The 19,832-nt window shown below is 44.4% G+C and carries 20 protein-coding genes and 1 pseudogene; 11 read left to right on the top strand and 10 right to left on the bottom strand.

Going from position 1 to position 19,832, the window contains the following annotated elements:
• Positions 1-123: 123 nt before the first annotated feature.
• The gene (gene dsbB / locus PS053_RS01390; RefSeq protein WP_059214767.1) at positions 124-654 is read left to right on the top strand and encodes a disulfide bond formation protein DsbB; all 531 of its coding nucleotides are present in this window, start codon (positions 124-126) and stop codon (positions 652-654) included.
• A 222-nt stretch (positions 655-876) separates the two neighbouring features.
• Here the strand turns inward: dsbB and PS053_RS01385 are convergent, their stop codons facing one another.
• Complete coding sequence (locus PS053_RS01385; RefSeq protein WP_001019911.1) at positions 877-1,491, bottom strand: YagU family protein; 615 nt, start codon at positions 1,489-1,491, stop codon at positions 877-879.
• Positions 1,492-2,086: 595 nt separating this feature from the next.
• Between PS053_RS01385 and pliG the strand changes: the two genes are divergently transcribed.
• The gene (pliG, locus tag PS053_RS01380; RefSeq protein WP_256879168.1) at positions 2,087-2,488 is read left to right on the top strand and encodes a g-type lysoyme inhibitor PliG; all 402 of its coding nucleotides are present in this window, start codon (positions 2,087-2,089) and stop codon (positions 2,486-2,488) included.
• 220 nt (positions 2,489-2,708) lie between these two features.
• The gene (gene iss, locus PS053_RS01375; RefSeq protein WP_000738417.1) at positions 2,709-3,002 is read left to right on the top strand and encodes an increased serum survival lipoprotein Iss; all 294 of its coding nucleotides are present in this window, start codon (positions 2,709-2,711) and stop codon (positions 3,000-3,002) included.
• 104 nt (positions 3,003-3,106) lie between these two features.
• Here iss and tnpA (PS053_RS01370) read toward each other — a convergent pair whose 3' ends face one another.
• Positions 3,107-3,565, bottom strand: a complete 459-nt coding sequence (gene tnpA, locus PS053_RS01370) for an IS200/IS605-like element IS200C family transposase (RefSeq protein WP_000526135.1) — start codon at positions 3,563-3,565, stop codon at positions 3,107-3,109.
• A gap of 1,028 nt (positions 3,566-4,593) precedes the next feature.
• Here tnpA (PS053_RS01370) and ompC point away from each other — a divergent pair.
• Positions 4,594-5,691 (top strand): porin OmpC, encoded by a 1,098-nt coding sequence (ompC, locus tag PS053_RS01365; RefSeq protein ID WP_000737250.1) that lies wholly within the window; start codon positions 4,594-4,596, stop codon positions 5,689-5,691.
• A 481-nt stretch (positions 5,692-6,172) separates the two neighbouring features.
• On the opposite strand, the gene PS053_RS01360 is transcribed toward ompC, so the two are convergent.
• The 3 genes from PS053_RS01360 to PS053_RS01350 form a co-directional block, all read right to left on the bottom strand.
• A complete protein-coding gene (locus tag PS053_RS01360) occupies positions 6,173-6,619 on the bottom strand; it encodes a YcgN family cysteine cluster protein (RefSeq protein WP_024164783.1) in 447 nt (148 codons plus the stop codon).
• A 91-nt stretch (positions 6,620-6,710) separates the two neighbouring features.
• Entirely contained in the window at positions 6,711-7,370 is a 660-nt protein-coding gene (locus PS053_RS01355) for a fumarylacetoacetate hydrolase family protein (RefSeq protein ID WP_044717099.1), read from the bottom strand.
• Positions 7,371-7,441: 71 nt separating this feature from the next.
• Entirely contained in the window at positions 7,442-7,735 is a 294-nt protein-coding gene (locus PS053_RS01350) for a YcgL domain-containing protein (protein ID WP_024164782.1), read from the bottom strand.
• A gap of 125 nt (positions 7,736-7,860) precedes the next feature.
• On the opposite strand from PS053_RS01350, the gene minC reads away from it, so the two are divergent.
• Genes minC through minE form a run of 3 tightly spaced genes read left to right on the top strand, consistent with a single transcriptional unit; the run spans position 7,861 to position 9,656 of the window.
• Positions 7,861-8,550, top strand: a complete 690-nt coding sequence (minC, locus tag PS053_RS01345; RefSeq protein WP_002462028.1) for a septum site-determining protein MinC — start codon at positions 7,861-7,863, stop codon at positions 8,548-8,550.
• 23 nt (positions 8,551-8,573) lie between these two features.
• Positions 8,574-9,386, top strand: coding sequence for a septum site-determining protein MinD (gene minD / locus PS053_RS01340; RefSeq protein ID WP_000101044.1), 813 nt, complete (start codon positions 8,574-8,576; stop codon positions 9,384-9,386).
• Between the two features lie 3 nt (positions 9,387-9,389).
• Complete coding sequence (gene minE, locus PS053_RS01335) at positions 9,390-9,656, top strand: cell division topological specificity factor MinE (protein WP_001185665.1); 267 nt, start codon at positions 9,390-9,392, stop codon at positions 9,654-9,656.
• A 450-nt stretch (positions 9,657-10,106) separates the two neighbouring features.
• Here the strand turns inward: minE and tnpA (PS053_RS01330) are convergent, their stop codons facing one another.
• The 3 genes from tnpA (PS053_RS01330) to PS053_RS01320 all read right to left on the bottom strand — a co-directional run bounded on the left by tnpA (PS053_RS01330) (position 10,107) and on the right by PS053_RS01320 (position 15,351).
• Complete coding sequence (gene tnpA / locus PS053_RS01330; protein WP_000526135.1) at positions 10,107-10,565, bottom strand: IS200/IS605-like element IS200C family transposase; 459 nt, start codon at positions 10,563-10,565, stop codon at positions 10,107-10,109.
• Positions 10,566-10,753: 188 nt separating this feature from the next.
• Entirely contained in the window at positions 10,754-15,181 is a 4,428-nt protein-coding gene (locus PS053_RS01325) for an autotransporter outer membrane beta-barrel domain-containing protein (RefSeq protein ID WP_107192253.1), read from the bottom strand.
• 65 nt (positions 15,182-15,246) lie between these two features.
• Positions 15,247-15,351, bottom strand: coding sequence for a hypothetical protein (locus PS053_RS01320; RefSeq protein ID WP_000455704.1), 105 nt, complete (start codon positions 15,349-15,351; stop codon positions 15,247-15,249).
• Positions 15,352-15,648: 297 nt separating this feature from the next.
• Between PS053_RS01320 and PS053_RS01315 the strand changes: the two are divergent.
• From PS053_RS01315 to PS053_RS01305, 3 genes and pseudogenes are all read left to right on the top strand, one after another.
• A pseudogene (locus PS053_RS01315) lies at positions 15,649-15,783 on the top strand (hypothetical protein); the annotation flags it as partial.
• A 1-nt stretch (position 15,784) separates the two neighbouring features.
• Entirely contained in the window at positions 15,785-16,129 is a 345-nt protein-coding gene (locus PS053_RS01310; RefSeq protein ID WP_000725791.1) for a YMGG-like glycine zipper-containing protein, read from the top strand.
• A 3-nt stretch (positions 16,130-16,132) separates the two neighbouring features.
• Entirely contained in the window at positions 16,133-16,468 is a 336-nt protein-coding gene (locus PS053_RS01305; protein ID WP_000979973.1) for a YmgD family protein, read from the top strand.
• Positions 16,469-16,681: 213 nt separating this feature from the next.
• Here the strand turns inward: PS053_RS01305 and ymgF are convergent, their stop codons facing one another.
• Positions 16,682-16,900 (bottom strand): cell division-associated protein YmgF, encoded by a 219-nt coding sequence (ymgF, locus tag PS053_RS01300; RefSeq protein WP_001065864.1) that lies wholly within the window; start codon positions 16,898-16,900, stop codon positions 16,682-16,684.
• Positions 16,901-17,836: 936 nt separating this feature from the next.
• On the opposite strand from ymgF, the gene PS053_RS01295 reads away from it, so the two are divergent.
• Positions 17,837-18,784, top strand: a complete 948-nt coding sequence (locus PS053_RS01295; RefSeq protein ID WP_001242395.1) for an omptin family outer membrane protease — start codon at positions 17,837-17,839, stop codon at positions 18,782-18,784.
• 215 nt (positions 18,785-18,999) lie between these two features.
• Here the strand turns inward: PS053_RS01295 and PS053_RS01290 are convergent, their stop codons facing one another.
• On the bottom strand, positions 19,000-19,662 hold the full coding sequence (locus PS053_RS01290) for an epoxyqueuosine reductase QueH (RefSeq protein WP_059235805.1): 663 nt from the start codon (positions 19,660-19,662) through the stop codon (positions 19,000-19,002).
• Positions 19,663-19,832: the final 170 nt, after the last annotated feature.

The raw sequence follows: 19,832 nt of genomic DNA, 5'->3' as shown, positions 1-19,832 counted from the left end.
ATGCCCGGTTGTTTTTTTCGTCCGATAATTGTTCAATTACGCTCTATTTTTAATTCCCCCTGGTGGCGCAACGAATGAATTGGTTTAAACTGCGCACTCTATGCATATTGCAGGGAAATTATTATGTTGCGATTTTTGAACCAATGTTCACAGGGCCGGGGTGCGTGGCTGTTGATGGCGTTTACTGCTCTGGCGCTGGAACTGACGGCGCTGTGGTTCCAGCATGTGATGTTACTAAAACCTTGCGTGCTCTGTATTTATGAACGCTGCGCGTTATTCGGCGTTCTGGGTGCCGCGTTGATTGGCGCTATCGCCCCTAAAACTCCACTACGTTATGTTGCGATGATTATCTGGCTGTATAGCGCATTTCGCGGCGTGCAGTTAACTTACGAGCACACCATGCTCCAGCTCTATCCTTCACCGTTTATGACCTGTGACTTTATGGTTCGTTTCCCGGACTGGCTGCCACTGGATAAATGGGTACCGCAAGTGTTTGTCGCCTCTGGCGATTGCGCCGAACGTCAATGGGAGTTTTTAGGGCTGGAAATGCCACAGTGGCTGCTCGGTATTTTTGTTGCCTACCTGATTGTCGCTATACTGGTAGTCATCTCCCAGTTGTTTAAAGCGAAAAAACGCGACCTGTTTGGTCGGTAATTTATCTGGCGCTCCTCCTGGAGCGCCAGTGTTGTTTTTCCCGCTAATAACGATTCGCCCTTGACCCGCAGTAAATCATAACTTCACGTTGTATAGCGCAGTGCAATCACCGTCGCAAATTCAAGAATGTCTGTTTGAAACGCCGCTCAGCACACGATATCTCTGGCTTCAGTATAAAAAAATGGCGCAGAATTTGCGCCATTTAGTTAAGTGAGAGACTTGTTATCTTGCTGTCCCCAGAGGTATTTCTGGATCAGGCTCATGAGTAATTCTGTTTCTCAGATCCCTACGAATAATTTCAATGGACCAGAACCATACTAAATGTCCAAAAATTTCAGATACATTCTCATACCACGGAAGATCAAACAGCGGTGGAGTAAGTCCCATGAGAGGGAAAGAAATCATATGAACAAAAAGTTGAGCTAAAGCGCCCGCCAACAAGCCCTGCCAAAGTTTAATTTTGGGAAAGACTTCGGCTACCACACAATAACCAACAGCAAAAACTATCGAAAAGATTATGTGCGTTACACCAACCCAGTTAAAAATATGTCCGGCGAAGGTATAAACAGCCGAATTTGGGTCTGCCAGCCCTAACCAATCCCGAAGAAAAATATATGGTGGATTGAGAAAATTACGCGAGCAATCAATTTGCCCGGCTGCCCTGATTAATGATTCAGGACCACATGCTGCGGTAAACATATCTACAGGACTGCGAGGTGGCAACGGAACTTCAGCCCCCCACTTAACAAATGCTGAGACAATACCGGCAATCAGCCCGATAAATGCTGCAAGGCCGTAACGTCTACGGTTCGGTGGTGTTTGCTCAAATATATTCATACATACCCTGCTTATTTCATTTCGTTAATCCTCCCTTAGTAGTATTCATAAAAAAACAACTATGTAAAGAAATGTATTGTTTTGTATTGACACCTGGCGATTCTGTAGCCACCTGACAGCTACTCCATAATTTCTCCATATTTTTGTAGTATACGTTTTAGAGGAAACACAATGTTCCTATTAAAAATAATTAATCATTCTTCTGCCCGCTCCACCAGCGGGCTTTTTTATTCAGACAAAACAGAGTATTCAAATTCCGAAACCAAAGAGGTATTTGCAGCAACACATAATTCTTCTCCCAATAATGAGAAGTGAAACTTTCTCCTCCATATTAAATATTCATTAAGTTATTTATCATTTCCTTAGGGATAACAAGGCGATATTCTCCTGAAAGTGTAATAAATAGCAACGCCCCGGAAGCCGCATCATATACCGATTCCTCCGATAGCCTTCAACAAGATGTCATGATTCATTATTAGCTTTGAGAACTACCGCAACTCCAGCCGGATTACCGGAAAAGTTCCTGGAAAAGCGCAGCGAGATATTGTTATATTATAACAACTCGTCTTTATCCCCCTGACAGAGGAGATCACATATGAAAATCAAGGGTATAACTAAAGCCGTTTTTCTTTTTGCACTGCTAACCTCAACGGGCTTTGCTGCTGGTAAGGATATAAATGTCGAGTTCAAGAAAGGCCACAGCAGCGCTCAGTACTCGGGTGAGATAAAAGGATATGATTACGACACATATCATTTTTATGCCCATAAAGACCAAAGGGTACACGTAAGTATCTCTAATGAGGGTGCTGATATTGTCCTCTTCGGACCAGGCATTAGCGACTCTGTTGATTTGTCCAGATATTCTCCTGAACTTGATGACAACGGTCAGTACACCCTTCCCGCGACTGGTAAATATGAACTGAGAGTTCTTCAAACGCGTAATGACGCGCGTAAAAACAAAGCTAAAAAATATAACGTCAACATACAGATTAAGTAAACAGAAGCTGACGGGGGTATCCCCGTCATTATCTTCTCAATATCAAAACATACCGGCAGAAGTAGACAGATGCTGGCGCGGGGAAAATCCCCGTAGCTCTACTCCCTTCGTTAACTTGCTCAATCATCTTTATGAATTTAATTTTTACCGATCCATTTAACTACTGTTTAGTTATTGTCACATAGGATTCTGCCGTTTTTGACAACACTGGGATAATAAGATGAAAAAAATGTTGTTCTCTGCCGCTCTGGCAATGCTTATAACAGGATGTGCTCAACAGACATTTACTGTTGGAAACAAACCTACAGCGGTAACGCCAAAAGCAACCATCACACATCATTTCTTCGTTTCAGGAATTGGACAAGAGAAAACTGTTGATGCGGCAAAAATTTGCGGCGGCGCAGAAAATGTCGTTAAAACAGAAACCCAGCAAACATTCATGAATGGTCTGCTCGGGTTTATCACCTTTGGCATTTATACACCGCTGGAAGCTCGGGTATATTGTTCGCAATAAATATCCTCCGGCATAGCCGGAGGTTTTTCAAATGCGCCTGTAAGGCTCTCTTACCAGCCGCGCCCTAACAGGCGCACACGATCTGACATTTGCATCCAACTTCCTTACTTACGGCCCGTAAACGGGCTGCCCGGATAGGGAATCGATAACTGCTCTCCCATTTTATCCTCTTCAAGCTGGTGCTTTATGTAATCCTGTATCTTCGCCGTGTTCTTACCCACCGTATCGACGTAGTACCCTCTGCACCAGAACTCCCTGTTCCTGTATTTGAATTTCAAATCCCCAAACTGCTCGTAAAGCATCAGACTGCTTTTCCCTTTCAGATATCCCATAAAGCCGGATACGCTCATTTTGGGCGGGATCTCCACAAGCATATGGATATGATCTGCACAGCATTCAGCTTCCAGAATCCGTACGCTTTTCCACTCACACAGCTTTCTCAAAATACTGCCTATTGCTCTACGCTTCTCTCTGTAGAACACCTGTCTTCGGTATTTTGGCGCAAAAACTATGTGATATTTACAGTTCCATCGGGTGTGCGCTAAGCTCTTTTCGTTCCCCATTGGGACCCCCTTTTGATTTCTTGTTTGACACTTGCAGTTGCCAGACCGCAAGGTGTTTTAACAAATCAAAAGGGGTTTTAATAACTGGCTCAAAGCTGAAAGCTTTCCAGAACCCCCAGCCTAGCTGGGGGTTTTCTGTGCACAATAAAAGAATGTGTTGCCCATCAATATGGGCAACACATTCTGTCGGTTAATCTGTCCATCTTTGCTTCTGCAAACAGGCTTCACGCCTCATATCCCAACGAGTCACCAACCTTTTCTAACCGTTTGTTTAAATTTTGCCTGGCTCAACATCAAGTTACCGGAGTTCCTGTCCGCTCTTTTTCCCCAGCCCCCATAATTGTATCAGCGAAGTACAAAGCCCCTGTAGATGCCTTTAATTTGAGCAACATAAAAATGTGAAGAAAATGTTGTAATGAAATGTCGATAAGCCTTACCCAAAAATACGGTTAATTATTTAGTTTAAACCTCTTTTACTTATTAGTAAGATACACACAGCTTTCAAAAAGCTGGGAAATTCAACAACTCTTGGAAAATTTTGGACCTTGTCCCGCGGCTCCAATCCGACAGCCGCGCTTCTTTTCACTATCGAATCCATCGCCAACTGACAAGCCCTGTCTCCAACGTATTTCGCGTCTGTATTCTTTTTTACTTTTTTCATCTGCACATTTATCGTACAGCACGGAGTGGATATCACGCGTATAAAAAACACTCAGACACAAATTTTAAAACCCGATAAATAACCAACAAATAATTTCTGTCGTTATTTTTATCATATTAAAATTATGCTAAAAAACTATAACAAGAGCATAAATACCTGCAATTAATATATCCGTGCTAGCGATCCCCCCCGTCTAAAAAATAGGCTTATATAACAGAAAGAGAAAATTATGAGCAAAAAAATGGAGATCAAATTCACAATTTAAATCACCAGATAAAACCTGGTTCTTGAAATACCCATATTGATTAGATGAATATTGGCATGCAGTGGCACCATTTAAAAAAATAGTTCAAAAAAAGGACTCACAATGAAAAAACTAACAGTGGCAATTTCTGCTGTAGCTGCATCAATTCTGATGGCGATGTCTGCACAGGCAGCAGAGATTTATAACAAAGATAGCAACAAACTGGATCTATACGGGAAAGTTAATGCCAAGCATTACTTCTCCTCTAACGATGCAGATGATGGCGACACAACTTATGCTCGTCTGGGTTTCAAAGGCGAAACTCAAATCAACGACCAATTGACTGGTTTTGGTCAGTGGGAATATGAATTCAAGGGCAATCGCGCTGAATCACAAGGTTCTTCCAAAGATAAAACACGTCTTGCATTCGCAGGTCTGAAATTCGGCGATTACGGTTCTATCGATTATGGCCGTAACTACGGTGTGGCTTACGATATCGGTGCGTGGACTGACGTGCTGCCTGAATTCGGTGGTGACACCTGGACTCAAACTGACGTTTTCATGACTCAGCGTGCAACTGGTGTTGCAACTTATCGTAACAATGACTTCTTTGGTCTGGTTGATGGTCTGAATTTTGCTGCACAGTACCAGGGTAAGAATGATCGTAATGGTGCAGATAACTACACCAAAGGTAACGGCGATGGCTTCGGTTTCTCTGCAACTTATGAATACGAAGGCTTTGGCGTTGGTGCAGCTTATGCAAAATCCGATCGTACTGACACGCAAGTCAACGCAGGAAAACTTCTCCCTGAAGTATTTGCTTCCGGCAAAAATGCAGAAGTTTGGGCTGCCGGCCTGAAATATGATGCAAACAACGTTTATCTGGCGACGACCTATTCTGAAACCCAGAACATGACCGTTTTTGCAGATCGCTTTGTTGCTAATAAAGCACAAAACTTCGAAGCAGTTGCACAATATCAGTTCGACTTCGGCCTGCGCCCGTCTGTTGCTTACCTGCAATCTAAGGGTAAAGATCTTGGAGTATGGGGCGATCAAGACTTAGTCAAATATGTTGATGTCGGCGCTACCTATTACTTCAACAAAAACATGTCCACTTTTGTTGATTACAAAATCAATCTGCTCGATGAAAACAACTTCACTAAAGCACTCGGTGTAAGCACTGACGACATCGTAGCTGTAGGTATGGTATACCAGTTCTAATCTGGTTACTAAAAGATATGTTGTGGGAGGTCTAACCTCCCCAACATATGAGTGGCTCCCTTAAGCCACTTTCTTAAGAAGCATTATCTTGCTTCTAACTACATAAACCTTCTGTTATATATTACCTTTTATTTTAGGGGGCGTTTCTACGCCCCATTTTTGATTCTGCTGCCAATATATCCAGCAAAAGAATTGTGTTTATTCGTCCAAACATAAAAACCATCCTGATAGCATAATAATCCACTAATAAAAAATAGTAGATATGAACCATTGTAAAACGAATGAATCATGGTGACCCCAAACTTCATTACGATATCAATGGGGCATATTTTTGCCCGGAGGGTTCATAACATCTACAGAAAAGAGAGGCCGGACAGCAATGGTAATCAACAGGCAATTCCGAAGGCAAATTTCAGTTCTGATGTCCGACGATGCCCCATACACAAAACGATTAACCAGTCATCGCTTTTGTTTCAGGCGCTCACCGCGCCCAGTCAGGCTTATTTAAGATATGGTCCTGCCAGTCAATCACTTCCGACTCTTTCACCGCGATATGACGCACTGAAATGCGTTCGCCATGCATGGCTGCTTTTGAACCGGTAAGTAATGGATGCCACGCGGGTAAATCTTTCCCCTCTGCCAGCAAACGATAAGCACAGGTCATCGGCAGCCATTCAAACGTAGGGAGATTTTCACGGGTTAATTTAATGCAATCCGGCTCGAATTCGAAACGACGTGCGTAATTCCGGCATTGACAAGTTTTTATATTAAGCTGACGACAGGCGACATTAGTGAAGTAAATTTCGTCAGTGTCTTCATCCATTAATTTATGCAGGCAGCACTGACCGCAACCATCACATAACGATTCCCATTCCGCATCGCTCATTTCATCCAGGGTCTTACTTTGCCAGAAAGGTACATCGCTCATCAGGTGCTCCGCCATTACGTTAAAACGCACCTTATAACCAGTCTGGCACCTCGATGCAAGTTTTGCCGCCCCTTTCCGGCGGCAAAAAGTATTACAAAACGCGAGTTGTCACAGAATGCCCATCGAAAGTGACCGTCAGTTCATCACCGCTCTGTAAAGGGCCGACGCCGTCAGGCGTGCCTGTTAGTACAACGTCCCCGGCCTTGAGGGTAAAGAACTTACTCATATAAGCAATCAGCGGCACGATTTTGTGGATCATGTCCGCCGTTGTGCCTTGTTGACGAACTATCCCGTTCACGCTAAGGCCCAGCGACGTGTTTTGTGGGTCGCCCGTAAACTCAGCGGCGGGAATAAACCCAGAAAGTGGGCAAGAGTTGTCAAATCCTTTTGCCTTTTCCCATGGCTGCCCAGCTTTCTTCATTTTGCCCTGAATATCACGCAATGTCAGATCAAGCGCCACGCCGTAACCGGCAATGGCTTTACACACATGCTCTTCCGTGGCCTGGCGAAGCGTCGCACCAATCAACACAGCCAGTTCGACTTCATGATGAACTGCACCGAAATCAGATGGGATCGCCAACGGTTGGCGCAAATCACACAGCGCAGTTTCCGGTTTAATGAATAACACGGGTTCTTCGGGCACTTCACTGCCCATTTCCTTGATATGTCTGGCATAGTTACTACCTACACATATCACTTTACTCACTGGATAATCCAGCAGCGCGCCTTGCCAGTTGTGATGCTGATACATAACGCTTCCCTCACCTTATCGTAGATATTACGCCTCATACCGACAAATATAATGCCGCCGCCGGAGTCCGGTTATTTGTCAGTGTTGTCTATATTGTGTCCCATAACGGAAAGATGCTGCTTAAGCAAATCTTCGGGCGGGGGCGGTAACTGAAGATAATAGCCTTGCTCAGTTAATGCCTGTTTGACTTTCTCAATATCGGCATTCACCAGTTTCTTCCGTCCATCCAACGGCAGAATCATCACTAATTGGGGCTGACCAAAACCTTTCATCAGTTCTTCTGGAACACGTGAAAAATCGTCTTTTTTTTCGACATATAAATAGGTTTGGTCGCGTTTGCTGCTTCGATAGATCACACAAAACATAATTTTACTCTGAATAAATGGGGGGGTGACTTGCCTCAATATAATCCAGACTATAACATGCCTTATCGTCTTCGGAATATCATCGCGCGCTGGCGATGATAAATAGCTAATTGAGTAAGGCCAGGATGTCAAACACGCCAATCGAGCTTAAAGGTAGTAGCTTCACCTTATCTGTGGTTCATCTGCATGAGGCAGAACCTAAGGTTATTCATCAGGCGCTGGAAGACAAAATCGCTCAGGCTCCCGCATTTTTAAAGCATGCTCCCATCGTACTCAACGTCAGTGCTCTTGAGGAAAAAGTAAACTGGTCAGCTATGCATAAGGCTGTCTCAGCAACGGGCTTACGGATCATTGGCGTCAGTGGCTGCAAAGATGCACAACTGAAAGCAGAAATCGAAAAAATGGGGCTGCCAATCCTGACTGAAGGAAAGGAGAAAGCACCGCGCCCTACCCCTCAGGCATCAACGCAAAACACAACTCCGATCACAAAAACGCGCTTAATAGACACTCCGGTGCGTTCCGGTCAACGCATTTATGCTCCACAATGTGATCTGATTGTTACAAGCCATGTGAGTGCAGGCGCAGAGCTGATCGCCGATGGTAATATTCATGTCTATGGCATGATGCGCGGTCGTGCACTGGCCGGGGCGAGCGGCGATCGGGAAGCGCAAATATTTTGTACGAACCTGATGGCAGAACTGGTGTCTATCGCAGGTGAATACTGGCTGAGTGATAAAATCCCAGCAGAATTTTATGGCAAAGCGGCACGACTGCAATTAGTCGAAAACGCTTTGACTGTTCAATCGTTAAATTGATCCCTTTTTAACAAGGAATTTCTATGGCACGCATTATTGTTGTTACTTCGGGCAAAGGGGGCGTTGGCAAGACAACCTCCAGCGCGGCCATCGCCACTGGTTTGGCCCAGAAGGGAAAGAAAACTGTCGTGATAGATTTTGATATCGGCTTGCGTAACCTCGACCTGATTATGGGTTGTGAGCGTCGGGTCGTTTACGATTTCGTCAACGTCATCCAGGGCGATGCAACGCTAAATCAGGCGCTAATTAAAGATAAGCGTACTGATAATCTCTACATTCTTCCGGCATCGCAAACACGCGATAAAGATGCCCTTACTCGCGAAGGCGTCGCTAAAGTTCTTGATGATCTGAAAGCGATGGATTTTGAATTTATCGTTTGTGACTCCCCGGCGGGTATTGAAACCGGTGCGTTAATGGCGCTCTATTTTGCTGACGAGGCTATTATTACCACCAACCCGGAAGTCTCTTCCGTCCGCGACTCCGACCGTATTTTAGGCATTCTGGCATCGAAATCACGCCGTGCTGAAAACGGTGAAGAGCCGATTAAAGAGCATCTGCTGTTGACGCGCTACAATCCAGGCCGCGTGAGCAGAGGGGACATGCTGAGCATGGAAGATGTGCTGGAGATCCTGCGCATCAAACTCGTCGGCGTGATCCCGGAAGATCAATCAGTATTGCGCGCCTCTAACCAGGGTGAACCGGTAATTCTCGACATCAACGCCGACGCGGGTAAAGCCTATGCAGATACCGTAGAGCGTCTGTTGGGAGAAGAACGTCCTTTCCGCTTCGTTGAAGAAGAAAAGAAAGGCTTCCTCAAACGCTTGTTCGGAGGATAAGTCATGGCATTACTCGATTTCTTTCTCTCGCGAAAAAAGAATACGGCCAACATTGCCAAAGAACGGCTACAAATTATTGTCGCTGAACGCCGTCGTAGCGATGCGGAGCCACACTATCTTCCGCAGTTGCGCAAAGATATTCTTGAGGTCATTTGTAAATACGTACAAATTGATCCCGAGATGGTGACGGTGCAACTTGAGCAAAAAGATGGCGATATTTCTATTCTTGAGCTTAATGTGACCTTGCCGGAAGCAGAAGAACTGAAATAAACGCGCTATAAAATGAGACTCATAAAAAAGGCAGAATGACTTCTGCCTTTTTTATTTTTATATTCTTTTGATTATCAAATGTTATTAATCATATTAAATTATATTTTTCTGTCATCATCCTCCCCTCTTTGTATCAATTGATGCTCTTCCCGACTCCTGAACAAAACAGAGCATTTAGGGTAGCCTGAGTAATTAACCTTATGGTGAAAGTGGGCATTCTGCGTAATGATATACCCGCAATTTCATTATTCATTGTTCTCCCATAGGATGAGGTTTCCCGCCGTAACTGGCGGGGTTTTTTTAGCTTCTCTTTCCCGGACGTTGTACCTTACGTGAAATAAAATAAATATCCTCCGGCATAGCCGGAGGTTTTTCAAATGCGCCTGTAAGGCTCTCTTACCAGCCGCGCCCTAACAGGCGCACACGATCTGACATTTGCATCCAACTTCCTTACTTACGGCCCGTAAACGGGCTGCCCGGATAGGGAATCGATAACTGCTCTCCCATTTTATCCTCTTCAAGCTGGTGCTTTATGTAATCCTGTATCTTCGCCGTGTTCTTACCCACCGTATCGACGTAGTACCCTCTGCACCAGAACTCCCTGTTCCTGTATTTGAATTTCAAATCCCCAAACTGCTCGTAAAGCATCAGACTGCTTTTCCCTTTCAGATATCCCATAAAGCCGGATACGCTCATTTTGGGCGGGATCTCCACAAGCATATGGATATGATCTGCACAGCATTCAGCTTCCAGAATCCGTACGCTTTTCCACTCACACAGCTTTCTCAAAATACTGCCTATTGCTCTACGCTTCTCTCTGTAGAACACCTGTCTTCGGTATTTTGGCGCAAAAACTATGTGATATTTACAGTTCCATCGGGTGTGCGCTAAGCTCTTTTCGTTCCCCATTGGGACCCCCTTTTGATTTCTTGTTTGACACTTGCAGTTGCCAGACCGCAAGGTGTTTTAACAAATCAAAAGGGGTTTTAATAACTGGCTCAAAGCTGAAAGCTTTCCAGAACCCCCAGCCTAGCTGGGGGTTTTCTGTGCACAACAAGAACTGCGCCGAAGCGCAGTTCTATTACGAGAGGGGATTATCAGAACGACCAGCTCATCCCTGCCACCGCGTTCCACGGAGACTCTACACCTGCACCATTGCCATAACTTATCCCTAAATGACCACTTAGTGTATTACTGAATGAGGCTTTAATGCCCGCCTGATACACTCCGCGTTTGCCCGACAAATCATTGACAAAATCACCGTCATTATTCACTTTCACCCGGTTATCATCGATAAACTCTTTGCGGGCTGCCGCCTTCAACCACGGTTCGACTTCCACGCCATTCCTCAGGCGCATGGTATAACTCAACGTAGCCCCCAGTTCGCGATATACACTGCGGGTGTCACCCGGTTTCGCCTCCATGCCATTAGACAATCGATATTCTGGGTTATCAGCCGTGAGTCCACTCAACGACACATACGGCGTCAGGTTCCAGTTACCATCAGTGAACCGAATCCCGGTTTCAACATGCCCCCCGAATCCATTGCTGTTAAAACTACCGTTGACTGACTCGCCACCACTCATCCGCCCCGCTACCGTACTCTCAAAGCGGTTCAGCTTCACAATGCTGTCCAGATAAAAACCACTTTCATGTTCCCAGGCGGCATACCCGCCCAGAGCATAACTGTCCACATTGCCATGGCCACCACGATCATAAGCGACTTTCGAATGCGAATACCCCACAAAGACACCCAGCGTCGCCACGCCTTCGGTTATCGCATAGCGGTTGTCCATGCCCAACGTCATACCAGTTAACGTTTGCTCAAATCCAGCACCAGCATCCGTCGTAACATTATTACGAGTGGTATAGGTGGTTCCCCATATATTGTTGCTATATCCCGTCGCCCTCATCAGATTCAGCCTTTCACGAACACTATCCAGTTCGGCATCAAATACCAGCGGTAGCGTGGCCGCCATGTTCAATACCGCTGCTGTTGAAGGCGTGATACGTTTCTCATGGGGTACCGGAGTTGGATCAGGTTTCGGATCCGGGTCTGGCTTCGGATCGGGGTTGGGTTTCGGGTCCGGGTCTGGTTTCGGATCAGGATTGGGTTTCGGGTCCGGGTCTGGCTTCGGATCGGGATTGGGTTTCGGGTCTGGGTCTGGCTTCGGATCGGGATTGAGATCGCTAGTCAGGCTCCAGTTATGGTTGCCATCACTTTTGAGTGCATATTCATAGGTCCCGAGGTCGACTAATCCCCCGGTATTCCCCAACGTAAAAGCGGCATCTCCGCCCCCAGTCGTCACCAGCATCAGCGGATCACCCGTTTTTGGACTTACCCCTGTATTAGCCACAAAAACATTAAAATTCCCTGTGGCATCGCCAGTCACTTTTAGTTGGTCGCTTCGCAAACTGGCAACGTCGGTATGCATATAGAAATTACCACTGCCAGACAGTTCATTGGTAGTCAGGGTATTGTATATATCTTCCGTTCCTGACTGGCTGGCAGCCGCCTGTGACAAATAGATATCGCCATCACTCAACAACAGGCTGTTGAGGGTATAAGCGCAATTACTGGAACCACTGCAGGCTTTATCGCTGTTGAGCCATGCACTTCCCCGACGACTAACACTCAAATCGGCGGCTGACGTGTTTGCACCATAGCCCATTGTCAAATGCGCCTGATCCGAGACCTGAATCGCTCCTGCAAGAGTTACTGGCGTCACCTCATCCTGTGGACTCATGATGACCAGGCTCCCCTTCGCCCCACTGACGGTCGCTCCCGTCAGACTTCCTGCATAGACCGTAGCTAAACCGCCTACAATATCCAAATCTTCTGCCCGGGCCAGAGACTCAAACGTTATCGTTTCCCCGTCCTGTGAACGACCGAGAGCATAGCGACCTCCTGTAGTAACGGTGGTCCCGCGGTCATTGCCCAGGGATTGCATCATCCCTCCGTCGCCAACGGTGGTGTCAATAGCTTCTGTCGCGGCTAAAACAGACAAACTACCGCCATTTTCCAGCAAAAGGTTGTCTGCCATCCCAGCGGAAATATGGAAATCACCGTATTCATTGCGACCAATAATATTGATGGTCTTATCTGTGCTCGTTTTCAGCGCTGCACCGCTGCTTTGCTCCACATTTGTCGCCGTGCCATTGGCTTTCACCTCCAGCATAGCGCCACTCTTAATTATGGAACTGTCTGCCACTCCGTGAGCAGATACCGTCTGTATTCCCCCGGCGTTAACAAGAGTTCCATGTGCCGTACCTTCAACGGTTTGCGTGCCGCCATTAACGATGGCGTCAGTCGCCGTGCCGCCTGAAGAAACAGTTTGTATCCCTCCCATATTGACATGCGTCCCATCCGCCATACCTTCAACGGTCTGCACACCGCCATTGAGCGTCGTACCAGTAGCGGTCGCATTTGTCTTAACTGTCTCCGTGCCACCAATTCCGACCAAAGTGTCAGCCGATGATGTCCCGGATTCAACAGTTAATTTGCCCCCATTCTCCAGTACAATATGATCTGCTTTCCCGCCAGAAATACTAAAATGAATATCATCATTCCAGAGACCATCAATTTGCTTAGCATCCGTAGTAGCAATTAATACACTGTTGGTATTCTGTTTTATTCCTGTAGCAGAACCGCCTGCCTGAATTTCTACTATACCGTCCTCAAATATCGTTGAGTCTGTTGCAACTCCACCGCTGTAAACGATTTGCGCACCACTATGAATCTCAGTGTTGTAGGCTATACCATTTTGCTCAATTTTTTGTGAGCCGCCTGATATATAGGTATTACTGGAGTTTCCACCTTTAACAATTTGCATACCTCCAGTATCAATCGTGGTAGTACGAGCATACCCACCTGTATTAATCGTTTGTGTTCCGCCTGATATTTTGGTATCTACGGCCTGACCACCATTTTTTATCTCCTGAGAGCCACCATTATTAATGACGGTATTATCAGCATGCCCCAGAACAGTCATTGCACCTTTATTATTAATAGTCGTATTTTCAGCATACGTTCCCGCAATCACCGTCAATGTCCCGGTATTTTCCAGCACAGCATTTTCCGCATGAAAATTATCAATAACGAAATCGCCTGTACTGTTTTTACCACGGACGTTAACACCTGTTCCGGTAGAAGCTATTAATGCGCCTCCAGCTTCCTGAGTAATACCAGTGGCTGTTCCTCCCCCATCAATCTTCAACACTCCGCCATTCTGGATCGCGGTTTTATCTGCTGCCCCCCGATTTTCGACTGTCATCTGTCCACCGCTACCTATCGTCGTATTGGTAGCGTTACCCGTAGCCTTAACGGTCAATAAACCTGAATTTTCCAGCACAACTGAATCTGCGTGCCCTGCGTTAACAGAAAATGATTTACCATTACTGTTTTTACCGCTGATGGAGCTATTCGTCGACGTAATCAGCGCTCCCCCAGATTTTTGGTCAACATCATTCGCTATCGCGCCATCATAGACCTCCAGCACACCGCCGCTACTAATAGTGGTATTTAAAGCTTTTCCTCCGGTTTTAACCAGTTGTTTTCCCCCATTATTAATAACTGTTATATCTGCGATTGCACCATTATTAACATACTGCGTACCATAGATATTTGTATTACTTGCAGTACCATATATCTCTTGTTCTCCTCCCTGGTGAATTGTTGTATTTATTGCCGTCCCTCTCTCTCTGACAATCTGTTTTCCATTATAAATATACGTATTTGTAGCTTTCCCTCCCCGGTCTATATTTTGAGTGCCGCTGTGTATATATGTATCGTCCGCGATACCCCCATCAATATATTGTGCACCACCATATATATGAGTAGTTAGTGCTTCTCCACCATCATGTATTTCCTGCACCCCGTTTGAATTAATTATTGTATCAACAGCTTTGCTACCAGTTTCCCGAACATCTTGCACTCCACCTGCATTAATCGTCGTTTTCTCAGCACTACTCTCTCTGAATACTGACTGCATTCCACCGTTTTGAATTGTCGTATCATAAGCCGTTGAGAATTCCAGAGTCTGTTTTCCACCATTTATGTCTGTCTTTTCTGCTCTCCCGTTACCATATACTTTTTGCTCACCAGCAGAATTAATGTGAGTATTTGTTACAACGCTACCCGTATTTCCTACAACTTGTGTGCCTCCGCGATTTATGGTCGTATTATCAATACTAACATTATCACCACCAAACTCTACACGCTGTGTCCCGCCATTCTCAATGATAGTTCCATATACCTCTCCCTCCTGCCGTACAATCTGTTCTCCCCCTTGCAGAATACTCCCAATAGCGGCACCGCCTTCAACATATTGAATACCGCTACTATAAATAATGTTATTCGTCGTAGTTCCCCCCGGACGAACAGTCTGTTGACCCGTAACGAACTCATCACTGACTGAATCATAGACGTATTGGGTATATGCTCTTCCCTGCACCGAATATATCAACGAGGGTATTAACAAAGAAAGAAGAGTGCGGCGAAAAATATACGGTCTGTTCCTGTTCATAAATTTCATCCTCTGAAAAGTGAAAACTAAATGACGTTAAAGAGATCTTCACTCCGGCTGTAGCATCAGCCCGCGGGAAACAGACCAGGGGATTCATCCTGAAGAGACAGCGCTAACGTATTGTGTTCACTACAACTGGCAGACATCATGATGAAATGATGATATTCCATATCTTAAAGCGTTTTTTAAGCGTAATGTTTGTCTGGTAGATGAAATAAATGGCAAACTAAAAATCTGAACAGTTTCAACAATACAGATGAGCAATTTCCTTTATATAATATATATTTCCCCTAAAATTATCTTACATCATCGTTTCTGATGAATATCACCAATTTACACATAAATCACATAACTATCTTTATAAATTTCCACTCGTGCAACCACACTTTAACAGGCAGCAACGGAACTCAAAAAAAATCCAACATTCAATCGGTTAATAAATATTTAAGACTTATCTTATTTCATGAAAAACAATGAATCCTATCATCACCCGCACGCTCCTTTTGAATTATCTGAATAACAGCGAGCGTTCTTTAGTTAAGCAGATCTTAATTGAAGATGAAACTATTGTGTGTGCAACTGACTTAATACCGGACAACTAAGGTGAAGAAAAAAGCACTCGCCTTCGGGCTTATCTCAATATTGTTCTGCTCCGCGCCAGCAATGGCGGATATGAATCGCACCACGAAAGGTGCTCTGTTGGGAGCTGGCGTTGGTTTACTGACTGGCAATGGTGTTAATGGCGTACTGAAAGGTGCAGCTGTAGGCGCAGGCGTTGGTGCGGTAACAGAAAAAGGCCGGGATGGTAAAAATGCCCGTAAAGGCGCAAAAGTCGGCGCCGCCGTTGGTGCGGTCACTGGCGTTCTGACCGGCAATGGCCTTGAAGGGGCTATCAAAGGTGCCGTGATTGGCGGTACGGGCGGTGCTATCCTGGGTAAAATGAAATAAGGAATGATGATGAAAAAATTTGCATTACTGGCTGGTCTTTTTGTTTTTGCCCCGATGAGCTGGGCACAGGACTACAACATTAAAAATGGTTTACCAGCAGAAACTTATATCACCTGTGCTGAAGCCAATGAAATGGCTAAAACTGACAGCGCACACGTTGCGGATATCGTTGCGGTGATGGGTAACGCCAGTGTCGCCAGCCGCGATTTAAAAATCGAACAATCTCCAGAATTGAGTGCAAAAGTAGTAGAGAAGCTGAATCAGACTTGTGCTAAAGATCCGCAGATGCTGTTAATCACTGCAATTGATGACACTATGCGTGCCATTGGCAAAAAATAATCGTTGATACAATACCGCGCCGATATATTCGGCGCGGTGTTTTTATATAGATATGGACTTCATCACCTGTTCAACTAAAAATACTTATGCAATAAATATGCGTAATGTAGCATTGCTTTCGTCAACCAGCCCTTCGCCACGATACGCAAAGTCGTTTAACCAACATTAAAAACAATACTTCCCGTCATATAGAGTAGCAGCATAAAAGAAGGGTTAATGCTGATCCCTGTGACTAACGAACTTTCCTCTTACTCGATTAACCAGATTTATCGCCAGCCAGATAAGCGCATTGATTAAATTTATGGTAACAAGCACTTCTCCTAACCAGGTACTGGGTTTTGCGACAAGGATAACCAGAAGAGTGAGTAGCATAAATGCAATTGAGAATATGATATACAGAGTGAAATAATCCAGATTATTACTATTGTTCATGCAACTACTGTTGATCCCGTCTAAAATTTCAGACAATTATAGCAAACAAAATAATGAACAATAGTAACAAGAAGCAACGGGCTTATTATTTGCCTATAATTGCACCAACTGTAAATTTATTGAGCATTTTTTAGCCACACACTGCTATAACCATAGATGAAACCAACGCTTCGCAGTATCCCTTCCCGGTCGTTTATTCCTGGTTGATAAAAAGATGCTATTTAACCATTATGAATAGCCCGCTGATAGTCCTCTTCAGACGATACGCTCTTATTGAAAGACCTCAAAAATCAACTAACAGAAAACCCTAAATACCGCTCGCCCAAATTTCACGGTGAAGCCCTGAAGCTTGCTCTGTGCTTCCTGTGTTGCGACCTCGGTCGGCATTATTGTAAACACCTGGACAGCATAGAAAGGAAAGATTTTGCGCGACATAAACCACGAGTATGCCATGCGCCCGTTGCGATATTTAAAATACGTAGTGATTACATATTCTTTATAATTAAGCCACAAACATTAAATATTTCAAAAAAAATTGGCGCCTCTTATATCTTTAACAATTAAATCTATCGTTTCCCCCCAGATGATACGCAATAGTCTGAGCTCTACATAGCAAAAAAGAATGTTCAAAACACCAAATGATACTGTTGATATACCTACCATAATGATGGTTTTTCGTTAGATGTCTTCCACCATAATTTATAATATCGCCACAATAAAGCAGAGAAAAACACCAACATCATAACGCTATGCAAATATATAAACTATATAAAACATGATAATTAGATAATTCAACTACATTGGAGGCGCTATATTACGACAATAATTCAAACTTAAACACATTATAAACAGTAGAATAATATGCAATTGACTCGTTGGCTTAGATATAAAAAATATACATTTGATCATTAAACACGATTGAATGGAGTCTTTTTTATGCGAATGAAACTTCTTGGAATAGTTCTGACCGCTCCTGTTGCGCTCAGCTCTTTTGCTTCCACCGGGGCTATATCATTTACTCCTGACAACATAAGTACAGACATTAGCCTTGGGACTCTAAGCGGAAAAACAAAAGAACGGGTCTATAATCCAGACGAAGGAGGGCGGAAAGTCAGTCAACTCGACTGGAAATTCAGCAACGCTGCAATTATTAAAGGTGCAATTAATTGGGATCTGATGCCATGGCTATCCCTTGGTGCTAATGGGTGGAGCACCATTGATAGCCGCGGTTCTAATATGGTTGATAAAGACTGGTTGGATCCTCATAACGTCGGGACATGGACGGACGAAAGCAAACATCCAAATACTCGTCTAAACTATGCTAATGAATTCGATTTAAATATCAAAGGCTGGATCTTAAATGAGCCAGAATATCAACTCGGCGTTATGGCTGGTTATCAGGAGAGTCGCTATAGCTTTAATGCTACAGGGGGCACATACATTTATAGCGAGAACGGCGGTTTCCGTAACGAAATGGGGTCATTCCCTGATGGCGAAAGAGGAATAGGATACAAACAGCGCTTTAAAATGCCTTATATCGGCTTTATCGGTAGCTATCGTTATGATAACTTCGAATTTGGCGGTTCATTTAAGTATAGTGGATGGGTCGAAGCCAGTGATAACGACGAGCACTATGCTCGCGCGATTACATTCCGCAGCAAAGTTAAAAACCAGAATTATTATTCCATTGCAGCGAATGCTGGTTACTATGTAACTCCACATGCAAAAGTATTTGTAGAAGGCTCATGGAATCGCATCACCAACAAGAAAGGCGATACAGCGGTATATGACAAAAATACCGGTGCCTCCGACTATAGCAAGAATATTGCGGGAATTGAAAATTACAACTTTATGACCACAGTAGGACTCAAATATACTTTTTAAGTAAAAACAACGGGAGCATTACGCTCCCGTTAATGAATTTAACAAATTACTGCATTACATGTTTTTGATGATCGCGTTACCAGATTCTGAACATTTCCCTAATAACTCAATGCAGGTGAAACCTCGCAGACCATTGCGAGGCATTATGCGTTTCAGTTTTGTGTCACCTTTGTACTATAAATTCCTTCATAGCAAGAAATACACACGCGGTAGCATTATTTGTCTTCCTTACCATAGTAAAGCTTGCCGAGTTTAATGAGCGGCCTGCCCTGCGATTTACGATACATATTGGCATCACGCAGTGAATAGACGCAGCCGCAGTACTCCTGCTGATAAAACTGCTCACGCTTGCTAATCTCGATCATACGCGATGAGCCGCCCTGCTTACGCCAGTTGTAATCCCAGTACACCATTCCCGGATAACGCGCAGCAGCTCGTCGGCCACTATCATTAACCTGTTGCAGGTTCTTCCAACGAGAAATTCCAAGCGAACTGCTAATCACGCTGAACCCATGTTCCGCGGCATACAATGCTGTGCGTTCAAGGCGCATATCAAAACACATTGTGCAACGAACACCACGTTCAGGTTCCCATTCCATTCCTTTAGCACGTTCAAACCAGTTTTCGGTGTCATAATCAGCATCAACAAAAGGCACACCATGTTTTTCAGCAAAACGAATATTCTCTTCCTTACGAATAAGGTATTCCTTCTGCGGGTGAATATTAGGATTATAAAAGAATATAGTGTAATCAATTCCCGAGGCTTCAATCGCCTCCATAATCGCTCCAGAACAAGGGGCACAGCATGAGTGTAACAGCAGTTTGTTTGCTCCATTCGGCAACGTTAATTGTGGACGTTTAAAATCAGCGTTATTCATAAATGTATTTGTTGACAATAATGGGTCATGAATTCTAGCATCAATATCAACTATAATAAAATTAAGAGAACACAATTGTTGACATTGAGCAAAAAAAATAGCCACAGTGTCGAGCAGAACTGTGAATGGCTAAGAGAAGTATTAAAACCACCTAATAACCACAGACATGC

The sequence above is a fragment of the Escherichia albertii genome, from assembly GCF_028622335.1.
GTDB classification, from domain to species: Bacteria; Pseudomonadota; Gammaproteobacteria; order Enterobacterales; family Enterobacteriaceae; genus Escherichia; species Escherichia albertii.
Note: the sequence above shows the minus strand (reverse complement) of the source record. Positions and strands in the feature narration are given on the sequence as shown.

What these genes read in the sequence shown, in the direction of transcription:
- dsbB (WP_059214767.1), top strand. Translation starts at nt 124, where the DNA reads ATGTTGCGATTTTTGAACCAATGTTCACAGGGCCGGGGTGCGTGGCTG.
- PS053_RS01385 (WP_001019911.1), bottom strand. Translation starts at nt 1,491, where the DNA reads ATGAATATATTTGAGCAAACACCACCGAACCGTAGACGTTACGGCCTT.
- pliG (WP_256879168.1), top strand. Translation starts at nt 2,087, where the DNA reads ATGAAAATCAAGGGTATAACTAAAGCCGTTTTTCTTTTTGCACTGCTA.
- iss (WP_000738417.1), top strand. Translation starts at nt 2,709, where the DNA reads ATGAAAAAAATGTTGTTCTCTGCCGCTCTGGCAATGCTTATAACAGGA.
- tnpA (WP_000526135.1), bottom strand. Translation starts at nt 3,565, where the DNA reads ATGGGGAACGAAAAGAGCTTAGCGCACACCCGATGGAACTGTAAATAT.
- ompC (WP_000737250.1), top strand. Translation starts at nt 4,594, where the DNA reads ATGAAAAAACTAACAGTGGCAATTTCTGCTGTAGCTGCATCAATTCTG.
- PS053_RS01360 (WP_024164783.1), bottom strand. Translation starts at nt 6,619, where the DNA reads ATGAGCGATGTACCTTTCTGGCAAAGTAAGACCCTGGATGAAATGAGC.
- PS053_RS01355 (WP_044717099.1), bottom strand. Translation starts at nt 7,370, where the DNA reads ATGTATCAGCATCACAACTGGCAAGGCGCGCTGCTGGATTATCCAGTG.
- PS053_RS01350 (WP_024164782.1), bottom strand. Translation starts at nt 7,735, where the DNA reads ATGTTTTGTGTGATCTATCGAAGCAGCAAACGCGACCAAACCTATTTA.
- minC (WP_002462028.1), top strand. Translation starts at nt 7,861, where the DNA reads ATGTCAAACACGCCAATCGAGCTTAAAGGTAGTAGCTTCACCTTATCT.
- minD (WP_000101044.1), top strand. Translation starts at nt 8,574, where the DNA reads ATGGCACGCATTATTGTTGTTACTTCGGGCAAAGGGGGCGTTGGCAAG.
- minE (WP_001185665.1), top strand. Translation starts at nt 9,390, where the DNA reads ATGGCATTACTCGATTTCTTTCTCTCGCGAAAAAAGAATACGGCCAAC.
- tnpA (WP_000526135.1), bottom strand. Translation starts at nt 10,565, where the DNA reads ATGGGGAACGAAAAGAGCTTAGCGCACACCCGATGGAACTGTAAATAT.
- PS053_RS01325 (WP_107192253.1), bottom strand. Translation starts at nt 15,181, where the DNA reads ATGAACAGGAACAGACCGTATATTTTTCGCCGCACTCTTCTTTCTTTG.
- PS053_RS01320 (WP_000455704.1), bottom strand. Translation starts at nt 15,351, where the DNA reads ATGGAATATCATCATTTCATCATGATGTCTGCCAGTTGTAGTGAACAC.
- PS053_RS01305 (WP_000979973.1), top strand. Translation starts at nt 16,133, where the DNA reads ATGATGATGAAAAAATTTGCATTACTGGCTGGTCTTTTTGTTTTTGCC.
- ymgF (WP_001065864.1), bottom strand. Translation starts at nt 16,900, where the DNA reads ATGAACAATAGTAATAATCTGGATTATTTCACTCTGTATATCATATTC.
- PS053_RS01295 (WP_001242395.1), top strand. Translation starts at nt 17,837, where the DNA reads ATGCGAATGAAACTTCTTGGAATAGTTCTGACCGCTCCTGTTGCGCTC.
- PS053_RS01290 (WP_059235805.1), bottom strand. Translation starts at nt 19,662, where the DNA reads ATGAATAACGCTGATTTTAAACGTCCACAATTAACGTTGCCGAATGGA.